Annotated in this window: 11 protein-coding genes; 9 read left to right on the top strand and 2 right to left on the bottom strand. The window is 70.8% G+C overall.

Features of this window, described 5'->3' with window-relative positions; genetic code table 11:
- Positions 1–392 precede the first annotated feature (392 nt).
- Positions 393–1,943 (bottom strand): sigma-70 family RNA polymerase sigma factor, encoded by a 1,551-nt coding sequence (locus ACFY61_RS23405; RefSeq protein WP_389474766.1) that lies wholly within the window; start codon positions 1,941–1,943, stop codon positions 393–395.
- Positions 1,944–2,539: 596 nt separating this feature from the next.
- Between ACFY61_RS23405 and ACFY61_RS23400 the strand changes: the two genes are divergently transcribed.
- From ACFY61_RS23400 to ACFY61_RS23360, 9 genes are all read left to right on the top strand, one after another.
- Positions 2,540–3,541 (top strand): ABC transporter substrate-binding protein, encoded by a 1,002-nt coding sequence (locus tag ACFY61_RS23400; RefSeq protein ID WP_389474765.1) that lies wholly within the window; start codon positions 2,540–2,542, stop codon positions 3,539–3,541.
- A gap of 65 nt (positions 3,542–3,606) precedes the next feature.
- The gene (locus ACFY61_RS23395) at positions 3,607–5,166 is read left to right on the top strand and encodes a sugar ABC transporter ATP-binding protein (protein ID WP_389474764.1); all 1,560 of its coding nucleotides are present in this window, start codon (positions 3,607–3,609) and stop codon (positions 5,164–5,166) included.
- Entirely contained in the window at positions 5,163–6,272 is a 1,110-nt protein-coding gene (locus tag ACFY61_RS23390; RefSeq protein WP_389474762.1) for an ABC transporter permease, read from the top strand. Before ACFY61_RS23395 ends, ACFY61_RS23390 begins: the two co-directional genes overlap by 4 nt.
- Entirely contained in the window at positions 6,269–7,276 is a 1,008-nt protein-coding gene (gene yjfF / locus ACFY61_RS23385; protein ID WP_389474761.1) for a galactofuranose ABC transporter, permease protein YjfF, read from the top strand. The genes ACFY61_RS23390 and yjfF overlap by 4 nt, the downstream gene beginning before the upstream one ends.
- A 253-nt stretch (positions 7,277–7,529) precedes the next feature.
- Entirely contained in the window at positions 7,530–8,576 is a 1,047-nt protein-coding gene (locus ACFY61_RS23380; protein ID WP_389474759.1) for a LacI family DNA-binding transcriptional regulator, read from the top strand.
- Positions 8,577–8,879: 303 nt separating this feature from the next.
- Positions 8,880–10,586 (top strand): ribulokinase, encoded by a 1,707-nt coding sequence (gene araB / locus ACFY61_RS23375; RefSeq protein WP_389474757.1) that lies wholly within the window; start codon positions 8,880–8,882, stop codon positions 10,584–10,586.
- Between the two features lie 73 nt (positions 10,587–10,659).
- The gene (araA, locus tag ACFY61_RS23370; protein ID WP_389474755.1) at positions 10,660–12,171 is read left to right on the top strand and encodes an L-arabinose isomerase; all 1,512 of its coding nucleotides are present in this window, start codon (positions 10,660–10,662) and stop codon (positions 12,169–12,171) included.
- 71 nt (positions 12,172–12,242) lie between these two features.
- The gene (araD, locus tag ACFY61_RS23365; protein WP_389474753.1) at positions 12,243–12,956 is read left to right on the top strand and encodes an L-ribulose-5-phosphate 4-epimerase AraD; all 714 of its coding nucleotides are present in this window, start codon (positions 12,243–12,245) and stop codon (positions 12,954–12,956) included.
- A gap of 76 nt (positions 12,957–13,032) precedes the next feature.
- The gene (locus tag ACFY61_RS23360; protein ID WP_389474751.1) at positions 13,033–14,505 is read left to right on the top strand and encodes a non-reducing end alpha-L-arabinofuranosidase family hydrolase; all 1,473 of its coding nucleotides are present in this window, start codon (positions 13,033–13,035) and stop codon (positions 14,503–14,505) included.
- 145 nt (positions 14,506–14,650) lie between these two features.
- On the opposite strand, the gene ACFY61_RS23355 is transcribed toward ACFY61_RS23360, so the two are convergent.
- Positions 14,651–15,616 carry a pirin family protein gene (locus ACFY61_RS23355; RefSeq protein ID WP_389474749.1) on the bottom strand — a complete coding sequence of 322 codons (966 nt, stop codon included), beginning with the start codon at positions 15,614–15,616 and terminating at the stop codon, positions 14,651–14,653.
- Positions 15,617–15,677: the final 61 nt, after the last annotated feature.

Genomic DNA, 15,677 nt, shown 5'->3' with positions numbered 1-15,677 from the left:
CGGCACGCATGGTGAGCGGCGGGAGGGCACCCACGAAGTGGAGGCTTCCGAACTCGGGGTCGCGTAACAGAAAAGTGGCGGTGCCCCGACGATCGCCCCGTGATGCATCTCGCAGGCGAAAAGCGTTACGCCGAGCCCTGCGGTGTGGTCGTCCCTGTGGAAGGGGAGACCGTCCTGCCCGGCAGTGGTTCCTGTAGCGGCACGGGTGGCGTCTGCCGTGCTCGACCTTCAGGCCGGTTCGGCGAGGCACCCGTCGACGCAGGAGGTTCGACCCCGGATTCGGCGCGGCACCCGGCTCACTGACGGGTTGTGGACTGCGCAGTGCCGGGACCGGGTGCGGGCTCGCCGGCTGTCACCGCGCGGCTCGCTCCGGAATGCTCGAGGAGCGGTTCTCAGGACCAGGCCTTGCGGACGACGAAGGAGGCCTGGCCGGCGAACGCCGGAGTGCCGTCGGAGCCGTCGAGCCAGATGCCGCCGTCGCGGTGGCGGATGACCGATCCGGGGTAGTTGTGGGAGTGCAGGGTCACCGACCCCGCGACCGCGCCGGGGCGTGGACAGAAGGTGGCGTCCTCGCGGAACAGTTCGCTGCCGTCGTCGGTGCTCAGCCGCAGCCGCAGATAGTGATGCCGCAGATAGCGGCCGTCGGCGGCACGAAAGGTGACGCACCGTGCGTCGGCCAGGCCCCGGACCACCGTGAACGTCACTCGCTGCCGTGTCCGCGCGCTGCTGGACGCGGAGACCCGGCCCAGCGTCGCGAAGTCGCCGGAGTACGTCAGGTACAGGGCGGGTTCGTCCACGGACTCCAGTGATCGTGCGCCCAGCGGAACCGTGCCTGCGACGGCGGACGGACTCGCCGACGGCGATCTGGTCGACATGGGGGTGCTCGACGGGATCGGCGTCGGACTGCCGACCGTGGGAGCGGCGCTGACGCCGGGCGCCCGGTGCGCCGGTTCCGGCCAGGTCGCGTAGGTGGCGGCCCCGGTGATGAGCACCGCGCCGGCGGCGAGGCTCGCCAGCGGATGAGCGGTCACCGCGTGGAGTTTGCCGGTCAGCGCGCCGTGCAGACCGCCTCCCCCCGTCGCCGTGCCGGCGGCGACGGGTGCCGTGGCCAGCCCGGCGGCGCTCGCCGCCGAAGCCGACAGCAGGCCCTTGGCGGTCAGCGCGGCGATGAGTCCGGCGGGGACGGCCAGGGACGCGAGGCTGAGGAGCAGCAGCTCAGCGGGGACCCGGTTCATCGTCGTCGCCGTGCAGACCGGGCAGTCGCGGGTGTGCCGCGCGATCCGCTTCCGCCACACCGATGTACGCAGACCGTCCCAGCCGGCGAGGGTCTCCCCCAGCTGCGGGCAGCGCGGGTGGGCCTCCAGCGCGGCCACGATCGTCCGGCTCAGGTCCAGTTGCTCGCGCATGCGTTGCAGGCGCACTCCAGCGTGGGCGACAGTGAGGCCCGTCGCAGCGGCTATGTCCTCACGGCTCAGCAGTCCGGCGCGCTCCTGCCACCACAGTGAGAGCAGCACCCGGTGGTCCGGGTCGAGCCACCGGCCGGCTTCCGCGATCTGACGGCGCTCGTCCGACACGTGCAGACGCAGGATCGCCGCGTCCTCAGGCTCGGGGCCGGCATCCGGTATGTGGAGTGCCTCGTCGATGACCGCGGTCCGGCCTGCGAAGACGCGTTGCCGCTGCCAATGGGCGTGTATCTGGCGGAGCGTGATCGCCACCAGCCAGGAGCGGAAGCTGTCGGGGGCACGCAGGGCAGGCAGATCGCGCACCACGCGCAACAGCGTTTCCTGGACGACGTCGTCGGCGTCGGCGTGGGCACTCAGCGCCCGTCGGACGATGTTGTAGATCAGCGGCAGGTAGGCGGCGATCAGCTCTTCTCGCGCCCGGTCGTCCCCGGCCTGCGCCGCGACGACCAGCCCCGCGTGGTCCGCATCCATGAGCGCCATTCCCACCCTCCTCATCACGGCGTCAGACCCTAACGTCCGCAAAGGTGTGCGACCAAAGCCTCTGCCCCGGACCGGGGATCGGGCCCCCTGCCGGTGGGGAGAGCCGGTACAGCGGCCTCGCCGCCGCGAGACGGGCGGGACGAGTCGGACGGAGATCCCGGTGCGTGCGATGCGCCGCGGCCCGCCCCGTCGATCGACGGGTCATGCACGGACCGCGGATGTTAACGCTCACAATATCCTCGGATACTTCCCGCCGGGGTCGCCGCACCGCACCTGCGGCCGCGGCCCCGGTGGAGGCCACCTGTGCAGCCGGCACCTCCGCGAACTACCTGCGCCCGTCGGCTACAGGAGCCTCCCACGTCACCCGTCCCCGATCGCCCTGCGCATCAAGAACGGGTAACGGTCGTAAGGGGCCTTGAGTTACAAGTCTGTTAGCGCTCACAATGTCTCGCGTTCGCCGACCACCGCTCATCGGAGGCCGACGCTTCACTCTGCCTCGACCCGTCTCAACCCCTGCTGCGCAGCGCTGCCTTCGCCGGACCCATCTCCCTGAGGGCTCCGCCGGGTACGACGCACGTCCCGAGAGGATCCACGACATGGCCCACAGAGCCCTCCGCATCATCGCCGCCACCGCCCTGGCCGGCAGTGTGCTGACCGCCTGCACCACGGAGCCCGCGCCCACCGGCGGCCCCGGCGGCGCAGGCAAAGGCTCCTCCGACGGCAAGCTGGTGGTCGGGTTCGCCCAGGTGGGAGCCGAGAGCGGGTGGCGCACCGCCAACACCAAGTCCGTACGCGAGGCGGCCGAGAAGGCCGGCGTCACGCTGAAGTTCTCCGACGCGCAGCAGAAGCAGGAGAACCAGATCAAAGCGATCCGCACCTTCATCCAGCAGAAGGTGGACGTCATCGCCTTCTCGCCGGTGGTCGAGTCCGGCTGGGACACCGTCCTGAGGGAGGCCAAGAACGCCGGCATCCCGGTGATCCTCACCGACCGCGCCGTCGACTCGCAGGACACCTCCCTCTACCGGACCTTCCTCGGCTCCGACTTCGTCAAGGAGGGTCAGGAGGCCGGCAAGTGGCTCGTGAAGGAGTACGAGGGAACCTCCGAGCCGGTCAACGTCGTCGAGCTCCAGGGCACCACCGGCTCCGCCCCCGCCAACGACCGCAAGGCGGGCTTCGCAGACGCGATCAAGGGCGATCCCAAGTTCAAGGTCGTCGACTCCCAGACCGGCGACTTCGCCCGGGCCAAGGGCAAGGAGGTCATGCAGGCCTTCCTCAAGTCCCACAAGGACATCGACGTCCTGTACGCCCACAACGACGACATGGCTCTGGGCGCCATCCAGGCCATCGAGGAGGCGGGCAAGAAGCCGGGCACCGACATCAAGGTGATCTCCGTCGACGGCATCAAGGACGCCTTCGTCGCCATGCAGGAGAAGAAGATCAACGTGGTGGTCGAGTGCAACCCGCTCCTCGGCGACCAGCTCATGGAACTCGTCAAGAAGGTGGCGGCGGGCGAGAGCGTCCCGCCACGGGTCGAGGTCAAGGAGGGCGTCTTCACCCAGGACCAGGCCGCGGCAGCCCTGCCCGGCCGCCAGTACTGACCTCCCGCCCGCACCGAACCGGGGGCGGCCCTCGCGCCGCCCCCTCCCTCAGGAGAGGAGGGCGGATGGCAGCCCCACCCACCCCCCGCACGCCCACCCGCACCGGACTGCCGGTCCTGGAAGCCCACGGCATCCGCAAGTCCTTCCCCGGCGTCCTCGCCCTCGACGGCGTGGACCTGCGCCTCTTCCCCGGCGAGGTACACGCGCTGATGGGCGAGAACGGCGCCGGCAAGTCGACCCTCATCAAGGTACTCACCGGGGTCCACGCACCCGACGCGGGAACTGTCTCCGTCGACAGCAGCCCCCAGCGGTTCACCGAACCACTGGAAGCACAGCACGCCGGAATCAGCACGGTCTACCAGGAGGTGAACCTGTGCCCCAACCTCTCGGTCGCCGAGAACATCCTCATCGGCCGTGAACCCCGGCGCCTGGGACTGATCCACTGGTCGGCCCTCCACGCACGCGCGGCACGACTCATCACCGAACTGGAACTCGACCTCGACGTCCGTCTGCCGCTGAGCGCGCAGTCCCTCGCCGTCCGGCAACTGGTCGCGATCGTAAGAGCCGTTGACGTCAAGGCCAAAGTCCTCGTCCTCGACGAGCCCACCTCCAGCCTCGACCGGGACGAGGTCGCCCAGCTGTTCGCCCTGGTGCGCCGACTGCGCGACCGGGGCGTCGCGATCCTCTTCGTCACCCACTTCCTCGACCAGGTCTTCGACCTGTGCGACCGGGTGACCGTCCTGCGGAACGGCCGCCTCGGAGGCGAGTACCGGATCGACGAACTGACCCCCGTCACCCTCGTCCACCGCATGGTCGGCAGCGACATCCGCACCCTCGACGAACTCGCGGAGACCTCCCGCACCGGCAGCACCGCCCCCGTTCCTGCGGAAACCCCCTTCCTCAGCGCCCGCGGACTCGCCCGGTCCGGTGCCGTCCAGCCCTACGACCTGGACATCCACCGCGGCGAGGTCATCGGCCTGGCCGGACTCCTCGGATCCGGACGGACCGAGGCGGCCAGGCTGCTCTTCGGAGCCGACCACGCCGACGTAGGAGAGCTGCGGATCGACGGCGAACGTGCCGACCTACGGTCCCCACGGGCGGCGATCGCCCGCAGGATCGCCTTCTGTTCGGAGAACCGCAAGGAAGAGGGCCTGATCGCCGAGCTCACGGTCCGCGAGAACATCGTGCTCGCCCTCCAGGCCGCCCGCGGCTGGACCAAGCCCCTCTCGCGCGCCCGACAGGACGAGATCGCCGCACGGTGGACCGAGGTTCTCGACATCCGTCCGGCCGACCCCGAGGCGCAGGTCCGCAATCTCAGCGGAGGCAACCAGCAGAAGGTCCTGCTCGCCCGGTGGCTGCTCACCGACCCCGAGCTGCTGATCCTGGACGAACCCACCCGGGGCATCGACATCGGCGCCAAGACGGAGATCCAGAAGCTGGTCACCCGCCTGGCCGCGGAAGGCACTGCGGTCGTCTTCATCTCCGCCGAAATCGAGGAAGTGCTGCGGTTGAGCCACCGCGTGGGTGTCCTGCGCGACCACCGACTCGTCGCCACCCTCCTCAACGACCCGGCCCTCACGCCCGACCGGATCCTGGGCACCATCGCCACCGGAGCCGTCTCATGACACCATCTGACGACACCCGCGCCGGGGGGCGTCCGGCCCGCGCGCCTGTCGCCCGGCAGCTCACCGGTCACCGCCTGTTCTGGCCCGCCGCCGTCCTGGCCGTCCTGCTGCTGGGGAACGTCGCGTTCACCCATGACTTCCTCGCCGTCCGCGTCCAGAACGGACACCTGTACGGCAACCTGATCGACGTCCTCCAGTTCGGCGCCCCTCTGATCCTGGTGTCGCTCGGCATGACGCTGGTCATCGCCACCCGCGGCATCGACCTCTCGGTCGGCTCGACGGTCGCCATCGCCGGCGCCCTCGCGTGCGAGCACATCGCCGACGCGAAGAACCCCGGAAGTCTGCCCACCGTCATGTCGGCGATCACGGTGGCGGTCGGCGTGGCCGCGGCCATCGGACTGCTGAACGGCTTCCTCGTCGCCCGGCTGGGCGTACAGCCCATCGTCGCCACGCTCGTCCTCATGGTCGCCGGGCGCGGCGTGGCCCAGCTGATCACCGACGGCCAGATCGTCAGCGTGTCCAGCAGCACCTACAAGATGATCGGCGGCGGCTACTGGCTCACCCTCCCCTTCGCCGTCCTGCTGGCCGCGGCCGTCGTCGCCGTCACCTCCCTCGTCGTCCGGCGGACCGCGCTCGGCATGCTCATCGAATCGGTGGGCGGCAATCCGGTGGCGAGCCGACTCGTGGGCGTCAGGGCGGCCGGCCTTCTGGTCATGGTCTACGTCGCCAGCGCCGTGTGCGCCGCGGTGGCCGGCCTGATGATCAGCTCCAACGTGTCCAGCGCCGACGGCAACAACGCTGGCCTGTGGATCGAGCTGGACGCGATCCTCGCCGTGGTCATCGGCGGCACCGCCCTCACCGGCGGCCGCTTCTCCCTCGGTGGGACGGTCCTGGGAGCGCTGATCATCCAGACCCTCTCGACCACGATCTACACCCTCGGCGTGCCGCCGGAGACCACCCTCGTCTTCAAGGCCCTGGTCGTCATCGCCGTGTGTCTCGTCCAGTCGCCCGCGTTCCGCACGCGACTCTCACGCCGTCGCCGCCCCTCCGCCTCGGTCCCCGCGGTCGGGGACGCAGGAGTCCGCCAGCAGGAGGTCCGCCCGTGAGCACCGCACCCAGCTCCCTCACCAGGCCGCTCCAGCGGTTCTCGGTACGGAATTCCGCCCGCCTGCCGCTCATGGTCACGGCCGCTCTGCTGATCGCCATGTTCTCGATCGGCTCCGTGCAGTACGAGGGCTTCTTCTCCGGGCAGGTCCTGCTCAACGTCCTGATCGACAACGGCTTCCTGCTCGTCGTGGCGATCGGCATGACGTTCGTCGTCCTCAGTGGCGGAATCGACCTCTCAGTCGGCTCGATGGTGGCCCTGTCGACCATGCTGACGGCCTGGCTCGTCGAACAGAACGGCGCGCCGCTCGCCCTGGCGGTGCCGCTGGTCCTGCTGGTGGGAGCAGGAAGCGGCGCACTGATGGGCTGGGTGATCCACACCTTCGAGATCCAGCCCTTCATCGTCACCCTCGCGGGCATGTTCCTCGCCCGGGGCCTCTGCTACACGATCAGCACTGAGTCCATCTCCCTCACCGACCCGACGACCACGCGGATCGCCCAGACACGGGTGCTCCTGCCCGGGGGACTGTTCGTCTCACCCGCCGTGGTCATCGCCCTGGTCATGCTGGCGCTCGCCTTCGTCGTCCTCCACCACACCCGCTTCGGCCGAACCGTCTACGCCATCGGCGGCAACGAGTCCTCGGCCCGTCTCATGGGCCTGCCCACGAGACGCACCAAGATCGCGGTGTACGCCGTGAGCGGCCTGTGTTCCGCCCTCGGCGGCCTGCTGCTCACGTTCTACATGCTGTCCGGCTACGCCCTGCACGCCGTCGGCATGGAACTCGACGCCATCGCGGCCGTGGTCATCGGAGGGACGCTGCTGACCGGGGGCTCCGGTTTCGTCCTCGGCACCGCCCTGGGCGTGACGGTCCTCGGCCTGATCCAGACCGTCATCAGCTTCCAGGGCACGCTCAGCTCATGGTGGACGCGCATCGTCATCGGCGGCCTGCTGTTCGTCTTCATCCTCCTCCAACGGCTCTTCGGCGGATCCCGCCCGGCGCCTTAGCACGTCTTGTGGGTCGGCCTGGATCAGGCCACGACGCCCGAGGCAGGGCACCACGAGGCACGAGCAGACCACTGACCACCGTTCACCACGACGGCGGCCGGGAAGGGGGGCCTTCAGCCCCTTCCGGCAGGGTGGCCAGGGCGTGGTCCCCTGGTCGAGCAAGATTGTTAGCGTTCACAATGGTGTGGTGCGCAAGGCGCTAAGGTTCTCTCGCATCGATGTACAGCCGTGATCAGGAAGAAGGGAGGCGAACGTGGCGCATCCCGCGGAAGACGTCCGCCCGCCGACGATGGCCGACGTCGCGCGCGAGGCGGGGGTCTCCCACCAGACCGTCTCCCGGGTGCTGAGCGGCCACCCCAACGTACGCGCGGCCACCCGGGAACAGGTCGCCCGGGCCATCGAGCGACTGGGATACCGCCGCAACTCCGCCGCGCGCGCCCTGGTGACCCGCAGGACGAGGACGCTGGGCGTCATCGCCGTCAACACCGCCCTGTACGGACCCGCAAGCACCCTGACCGGCCTGCAGGAGGCGGCCCGGGAGCAGGGCTACCTCGTCTCCACCGTCAGCCTGCGCACCGGCGAGGGGCAGGGCCTCAAGGGCGCCATCGACCACCTCGCGTCCTGGGGGGTGGAGGGTGTGGTGGCCATCACCCCCCAGCGCTCACACGTGCGGGCGCTCGCCGAACTGGACGCGCCCTTCCCCGTGGTCACCGTGGAGGGCGGCCATCAGCTCGACCTGCCCGGCGTCTCCCTGGACCAGGAACTCGGGGCCCGCATGGTCACGGAGCACCTGCTCGCCGCCGGGCACAGCACCGTCTGGCACGTGGCGGGTCCCGACGACTGGCTGGAGAGCGAGGCCCGCACCGCCGGATGGCGCGCGGTCCTGCAGGAGAACGGCATCAGACCTCCGCGCGTACTGACGGGCGACTGGAGCCCGCTGTCCGGCTACCGGGCGGGGCAGGAACTCGCCGGGCTCGCCCTGGCCCGCCGGGGCGCGACACCGGTCACCGCCGTCTTCGTCGCCAACGACCAGATGGCCCTCGGCGTCCTGCGGGCCCTGCGCGAGGCGGGGATCCGCACTCCCGGACAGGTGGCCGTCGCCGGCTTCGACGACATCCCCGAAGCCGAGTACTTCCCTCCGCCCCTGACCACGGTCCGCCAGGACTTCGCAACCATCGGGCGCCGGAGCATCGGACTCCTCGTCGACCACATCGAGGGGCGCGCCCGGAAGGCCGAGCACCTCCTCGTGGAACCGCAGCTCATCATGCGCGCGAGCACGCGCCCCGCAGGCGAAGACTGACGCACTGGGCGGCTCTCGCCACCGCCTTCCGACCGCCGACGGCGGGCCTCCTGCCGGCCGTTCGGCCTCCGGCTGCGCGCGGCCGCCGATCCGCCGGCGCCGGCACCGCACCGGACCGGACCGGACGCTCCGGGCTACCGACACAGCCCTCCGGCCGCGGCAGTGGGTGCGCGCGCACATCAGCGGCCCCATTCCTTGCCCGATGCTCGACAGAACCGTCCCCAGCTCTTGTCCAACCGAATTGTGAGCGCTAACAATCGGAGGGCTTCTCCGACCGCCGCCCATGACGAGAGAGACCGCATCGTGACCACAGACGCGCTTTCCGGCCCCGCAGTCCGTCATCACCCCGAGGCCTGCACCATCGGTGTCGACTTCGGCACCCTCTCCGGGCGCGCCGTCGTGGTCAGGGTCCGGGACGGCGCCGAACTCGGTTCGTCGGTCCACGAGTACCGTCACGCCGTCATCGAGGACCGCCTTCCCTCCACCGGCGTCCCCCTGCCCCCCGACTGGGCCGTGCAGCACCCGGAGGACTGGCGCGACGTCCTGCGTACCGCCGTTCCGGCGGCGGTCGCCGACGCCGGCATCGACCCGGGCCGGGTCATCGGCATCGCCACCGACTTCACCGCCTGCACGGTCCTGCCGACCGCCCCGGACGGCACCCCGCTCGCCCTGATCCCCGAGTGGGCCGACCGCCCGCACGCCTGGCCCAAACTGTGGAAGCACCACGCCGCCCAGGAGCAGGCCGACCGCATCAACGCCCTCGCTCACGCCCGCGGCGAGAAGTGGATCTCACGGTACGGCGGCAAGATCTCCTCCGAGTGGCAATACGCAAAGGCCCTGCAGGTCCTGGAGGAGGACCCGGCCGTCTTCGCCGCCTGCGCCCGCTGGATCGAGGCGGCCGACTGGATCGTCTGGCAGCTGACCGGCACCGAGTCCCGCAACACCTGCACCGCCGGCTACAAGGGCATCCACCAGGACGGCTCCTACCCCTCGTCCGACTTCCTGGCCGGGCTGCACCCGGACTTCGCCGACTTCGCCGCCACGCGCCTGGAGCACCCGCTGTCACCCCTGGGCTCCCGGGCCGGCGCACTGAGCGGGCGGGCCGCGCACTGGACCGGCCTCCCCGAGGGCATCACCGTCGCCGCCGGCAACGTCGACGCCCACGTGGCCGCGTCTGCGGCCGGCGCCGTCGAGAACGGGCGGATGCTCGCCATCATGGGCACCTCCACCTGTCACGTCCTCAACTCCGCCGTCCTCGCCGAGGTTCCCGGCATCTGCGGGGTCGTCGACGGCGGCGTGGTCCAGGGCGCCTACGGCTACGAGGCCGGCCAGAGCGCGGTTGGTGACATCTTCGCCTGGTGGCTCCGGCAGGGCGTCCCGGACCACTACCGTGCCGAGGCGGCGTCGTCCGGCGAGGACCTCCACCAGCTCCTGACCCGCAAGGCCGCGGCCGGCCCGGTCGGCGCGCACGGTCTGGTCGCCCTGGACTGGATGAACGGCAACCGGTCCCCCCTGGTCGACCACCACCTCTCCGGAGTCATCGCCGGCCTCACCCTCGACACCCGGCCCGAAGACGTCTACCGGGCCCTGCTCGAGTCCACGGCCTACGGCACCCGGATCATCGTCGAGAACTTCGAGGGCGCCGGGATCCCCGTCGAGGAGTTCATCGTCACCGGCGGCCTGAAGAAGAACGCACTCCTGATGCAGATCCACGCCGACGTGCTGCGCCGCCCCGTCTCCCTCGGCACCTCCGACCAGGGGCCGGCGCTCGGCTCGGCCATCCACGCCGCCGTCGCCGCGGGCGCCTACCCCGACGTCCGCTCCGCCGCCTCCGTCATGGGAAGCGTCCAGCACCACGCGTACGTCCCCGACCCCGCACGGGCGGACGCCTACGACGCGCTGTTCAGCGAATACCGCGCCCTGCACGACCACTTCGGCACCGGCGCGGACCTCCTCCTGCACCGCCTGCGCCGGATCCGCAACACCGCACGCCTCGCCACTGCCCGCTGACCGGGTCACGATCCGCCCCGGCCTCCACCGGCCCGCCCTCTCCGCCCGAGCACCTCCGAGGAGCACACCCGACATGACGTCCCCCGCCCAGCCCGACCCCGAGATCTGGTTCCTCACCGGCAGCCAGTCCCTCTACGGCGACGACACCCTCGCCCAGGTCGCCGACCAGTCCCGCGCCATCTGCGACACCCTCGCCGCCGCGCCCCAGACGACCGTCCGCCTCGTATGGAAGCCCGTCCTCACCGACGCGGCCGCCATCCGCACGGTCTGCCTGGAGGCCAACGCCGACGACCGCTGCATAGGCCTGATCACCTGGATGCACACCTTCTCTCCGGCGAAGATGTGGATCGCCGGCCTCGACGCCCTGAGCAAGCCCCTGCTGCACCTGCACACCCAGGCCAACCGCCGACTGCCCTGGTCCACCATCGACATGGACTTCATGAACCTGAACCAGGCCGCCCACGGCGACCGTGAGTTCGGCTTCGTCCAGACCCGCCTCGGCGTACCGCGCAAGACCGTGGCCGGTCACGTCTCCGCCCCCGACGTCGTCGACCGCATCGCCGGATGGGCCCGCGCCGCCGTCGGCCGCTCCGAACTGACCACCCTCAAACTCGCCCGCTTCGGCGACAACATGCGCGACGTCGCCGTCACCGAAGGCGACAAGGTCGAGGCGCAAATCCGGTTCGGGGTCTCGGTCAACACCTACGGCGTCAACGACCTCGTCGAGGCGGTGGACGCTGCCCCCGAAGACACCGTGGCCGCCCTCGTCAAGGAGTACGAGGACCTCTACGCCCTCGCACCCGAGTTGCGGCCGGGCGGCGAGCGCCACGCCTCCCTGCGCTACGCCGCCCGTATCGAAGCCGGTCTGCGCGCCTTCCTCACGGAGGGCGGGTTCCGCGCCTTCACCACCAACTTCCAGGACCTGGGCGGCCTGCGCCAGCTCCCGGGGCTCGCCGTGCAGCGCCTGATGGCCGACGGCTACGGTTTCGGCGGCGAAGGCGACTGGAAGACCGCCACCCTGCTGCGCACCCTGAAGACGATGGCCCACGGCCTGCCCGGCGGCACCTCCTTCATGGAGGACTACACCTACGACCTGACGACCGGCCAGGAGCTCGTCCTCGGCGCCCACATGCTCGAAGTGTGCCCCTCCCTCACGACGGCCACGCCCACCTGCGAGATCCACCCCCTCGGCATCGGCGGACGCGAAGACCCGGTCCGTCTCGTCTTCGACGCCGACCCCGGTCCGGCCGTCGTCGTCGGTCTCGCGGACATGGGCGACCGGTTCCGCCTCGTCGCCAACCACGTCGACGTCGTCGCCCCGCCCGAGCCGCTGCCCCAGCTCCCCGTCGCACGAGCCGTCTGGCACCCCCGCCCCGACCTGCGCACTTCCACCGAAGCCTGGCTGACGGCCGGAGCACCGCACCACACCGTCCTGTCCACCGCTCTCGGCGGCGAGGAGCTCGAAGACCTGGCCGAGATGCTCCGTACCGAACTCGCCGTCATCGACGAAGACACCACCATCGGGCGCTTCACGCGCGAGCTGCGCTGGAACCGGGCGTACCACCGTCTGGCCCAGAGCCTGTGAGCAATCACGCCGCCGCACCCGCCCCGCAGGGCGCCGCGCACACCCCCACCCGCACCAGGACGGAGCCCACCGTGAGCACCGCCGTTTCCAGGGAACTGCGCCGAGAGGTACTGGACGCCAACCTCCGCATCCCCCGCGCCGGCCTGGCCACCCTCACCTGGGGCAACGTGAGCGGGGTGGACCGACAGGCCGGTGTCTTCGTCATCAAGCCCTCGGGGGTGGCCTACGACGTACTGACCGAGGAGGACCTGGTCGTCGTCTCCCTGTCCGACGGAAGCGTCGTCGAAGGCCACCTCCGACCGTCCACGGACACGGAGACGCACCGCAGCCTCTACCTCGCCTTCCCCTCCATCGGAGGCGTGACCCACACGCACTCCACCCACGCCGTCGCCTTCGCCCAGGCGCGGCGCCCGATACCGGTGCTCGGCACCACCCACGCGGACACCTTCAACGGTCCCGTCCCCGTCACCGCGCCCCTCACCCGCCGGCAGTGCGCCACGGACTACGAGTACAACACCGGCCAGGTCATCGTGGACCTGCTGGGCCGTGACGACACCCGGGCCAAGGAAGTCCCCGGTGCCCTCGTCGCCCACCACGGCCCCTTCACCTGGGGCACCGACGCCACCGCCTCCCTGGAGCACGCCGTCATCTGCGAGGCGGTGGCCGAGATGGCCCTCCACACCATCGCCCTGGGCACGGTCGAGCCCCCGCAGCACGTCCTGGACCGCCACTTCACGCGCAAGCACGGCCCGAACGCCTACTACGGCAATCCCCCCTCAGCCTGACCACACCGTCCCCGGCGCGGCGGCTCCGCGGTCCAGCGGAGCCGCTCCACCCCCACCCACCGAAGGAGATCCTTTGATGTGGACTCGCCATCGGCCACCGGCCGGCTCGACGCGCCTGGTCGCCGTCCTCGTGCCGTTCCTGCTCGTGGCAGCCCTCCTCGGCGCCCAGCCCGCCAGTGCCGCGACCGTCGACACCAACGCCTGGTACGTGCTGGTCAACCGCAACAGCGGCAGGGCACTGGACGTCCACAACATGTCGACCGGCGACGGCGCCCGCATCACCCAGTGGACCAGGAACGACCAGAACCAGCAGCAGTGGCAGTTCGTCGACTCCGGCGGCGGCTACTACCGCATCAGGTCCCGCCATTCCGGCAAGGTGCTGGACGTCCGGAACGGGTCCACCGCCAACGGCGGCCCCGTCGTCCAGTGGACCGACCTGAACGGCACCAACCAGCAGTGGAGGCCGGCCGACGGCCCGGACGGCCACGTGAGGCTCGTCGCGCGCCACAGCAACAAGGCCCTGGAAGTGCAGGGGGGCTCCACGGCCGACGGCGCGAACATCGTCCAGTACGACGACTGGGGCGGCGCCAACCAGCAGTGGAGGCTGGTCAAGGTCGGCGGCGCCCCCGGCGCGTGTGCCCTCCCGTCGACGTACCGCTGGACGTCGACGGGCGCGCTGGCGCAGCCCAAGGCCGGGTGGGCCTCGCTCAAGGACTTCACCGTCGCCCCCTACAACGGCAAGCAGCTCGTCTACGCTACGACGCACGGCGCGGCGGGAACCGGGGCGGGTTGGGGTTCGATGAACTTCACGCCGTTCACCGACTGGTCGGAGATGGCCTCGGCCCGCCAGAACACGATGGCGACGTCCGTCGTCGCGCCCACGCTGTTCCACTTCGCGCCGAAGAACGTCTGGGTGCTCGCCTACCAGTGGGGCAGGACCGCCTTCTCCTACCGGACGTCGACCGACCCCGCCAACCCCAACGGCTGGTCGGCGGAGCAGGAGCTCTTCTCGGGAAGCATCGCCGGCTCCGGGACCGGTCCCATCGACCAGACGCTCATCGGTGACGGGACGCACATGTACCTGTTCTTCGCCGGCGACAACGGCAGGATCTACCGGGCCGGCATGCCGATCGGGAACTTCCCGGGCAGTTTCGGCACGGCCTCGACCGTGGTGTTGAGCGACACGACGGACAACCTCTTCGAGGCCCCGCAGGTCTACAGACTCCAGGGCCAGGACCGCTACCTCATGATCGTCGAGGCGATCGGCTCGCAGGGCAGGTACTTCCGCTCGTTCACGGCGAACAGCCTGGACGGCTCGTGGACGCCCCAGGCCACGACCGAGAGCAGCCCCTTCGCCGGGAAGGCCAACAGCGGAGCCACCTGGACCAACGACATCAGCCATGGCGAACTGATCCGCACCAGCCCCGACCAGACCATGACGGTCGACCCCTGCGACCTGCGGTTCCTCTACCAGGGACGCGATCCCGGCTCCGGCGGCGACTACGGGCAGTGGCCCTACCGACCCGGTCTGCTGACGCTGCGGCGCTGACGACGCGACACCGCGCCGGCTCCGGTGCGGAGCCGACGTGGCCGACTCGGTGCATGACCGAGTCCGCCGCGGCCCGCGAGCCTCCCGCACGGCTGGAGACCCCTCGCGGCACGACAAGAGACCGTGGGCAGCATTCGTGGACACATCAGCGGACTCGACCCCGTGGCTTCAGATGCGCCGGAGGGAGTTCCGGTGCCGGAAGCGGAGCGCCTTCGTAGCCCTTCACCTCACCGAAGCGTGTCCCGTTCATCCAGTCCTCGCGGGCCTGGGCGATCTCCTCGTGGGAGCGGCCGATCCAGTTCCAGAACATGACGATCTCCTCCTCGAACGGTTCGCCGCCGAGGAGCATCAGGCCCGCGTCCGAGGCGGCGCGGAGCGGGAGTTCGGTGCGGCCGCAGCCCAGGTAGAGCATCGAGCCGGGGAGGACCGGGACGCCGTCGACGTGGGCTTCGCCGGACATGGAGAGGACCGCGTACTCGAAGTCCGGGTCGAGGGGGAGGCGGGCTTCCGCGCCGGCGGCGAGGGCGAGGTCGGCGCCGACGAGCGGGGTGTAGGCGGTGCCCGGGGAGGTCGCCGTGTCCAGGGTGCCCAGGATGACGGTGGCGTCCAGGCCGGGTGCCGTGACCCGCGGGAGTTCCGCGTGGTGCTGGAAGTGCGGCTCGACGTGGCGGTGGGCGTCGGGGAGGGCCACCCACAGCTGGGCGCCGTGCAGGTGGCGGGCGTGCGGGCGGGGGCTCTCCTCGGAGTGGCTGATGCCCCGGCCGGAGGTCATCAGGCCCAGCTCGCGGGGGCGGACGGTCTGGAGGCTGCCGACGCTGTCGCGGTGCAGGACCTCGCCCTCGTGGAGCCAGCTGACCGTCTGCAGACCCGTGTGGGGGTGCGGGGGGACCTGCATGCCGGGCTCGTCGGCGATGTCGTCGGGGCCGTAGTGGTCCACGAAGCACCAGGCGCCGACCATGCGCCGGCCCAGGTTGGGCAGGAGCCGCCTGACCTCGGTGGACTCGCCGAGCTTGACCGTCCGCGGGCTGAGGAGTTCGCGTACCGGTTCGGCGACGACGAAGCCGCGGCCGCCGCAGGTGGCGAGGGCGGGCTGACGATCGAGATTGCTCATGCGCCCAACGTAACCCGCCGGAGGGGGGCGGTTCAGTGGAATGTTCAAGCGTGTGGGCGTG

The organism is Streptomyces sp. NPDC012888, from assembly GCF_042900645.1.
In the GTDB taxonomy this organism is placed as follows: domain Bacteria; phylum Actinomycetota; class Actinomycetes; order Streptomycetales; family Streptomycetaceae; genus Streptomyces.
The sequence above is the reverse complement of the archived record's forward strand: the minus strand, read 5'-3'. Positions and strand labels throughout refer to the sequence as shown.

What these genes read in the sequence shown, in the direction of transcription:
- ACFY61_RS23395 (WP_389474764.1), top strand. Translation starts at nt 3,607, where the DNA reads ATGGCAGCCCCACCCACCCCCCGCACGCCCACCCGCACCGGACTGCCG.
- ACFY61_RS23360 (WP_389474751.1), top strand. Translation starts at nt 13,033, where the DNA reads ATGTGGACTCGCCATCGGCCACCGGCCGGCTCGACGCGCCTGGTCGCC.
- ACFY61_RS23390 (WP_389474762.1), top strand. Translation starts at nt 5,163, where the DNA reads ATGACACCATCTGACGACACCCGCGCCGGGGGGCGTCCGGCCCGCGCG.
- ACFY61_RS23400 (WP_389474765.1), top strand. Translation starts at nt 2,540, where the DNA reads ATGGCCCACAGAGCCCTCCGCATCATCGCCGCCACCGCCCTGGCCGGC.
- ACFY61_RS23355 (WP_389474749.1), bottom strand. Translation starts at nt 15,616, where the DNA reads ATGAGCAATCTCGATCGTCAGCCCGCCCTCGCCACCTGCGGCGGCCGC.
- araA (WP_389474755.1), top strand. Translation starts at nt 10,660, where the DNA reads ATGACGTCCCCCGCCCAGCCCGACCCCGAGATCTGGTTCCTCACCGGC.
- ACFY61_RS23405 (WP_389474766.1), bottom strand. Translation starts at nt 1,943, where the DNA reads ATGGCGCTCATGGATGCGGACCACGCGGGGCTGGTCGTCGCGGCGCAG.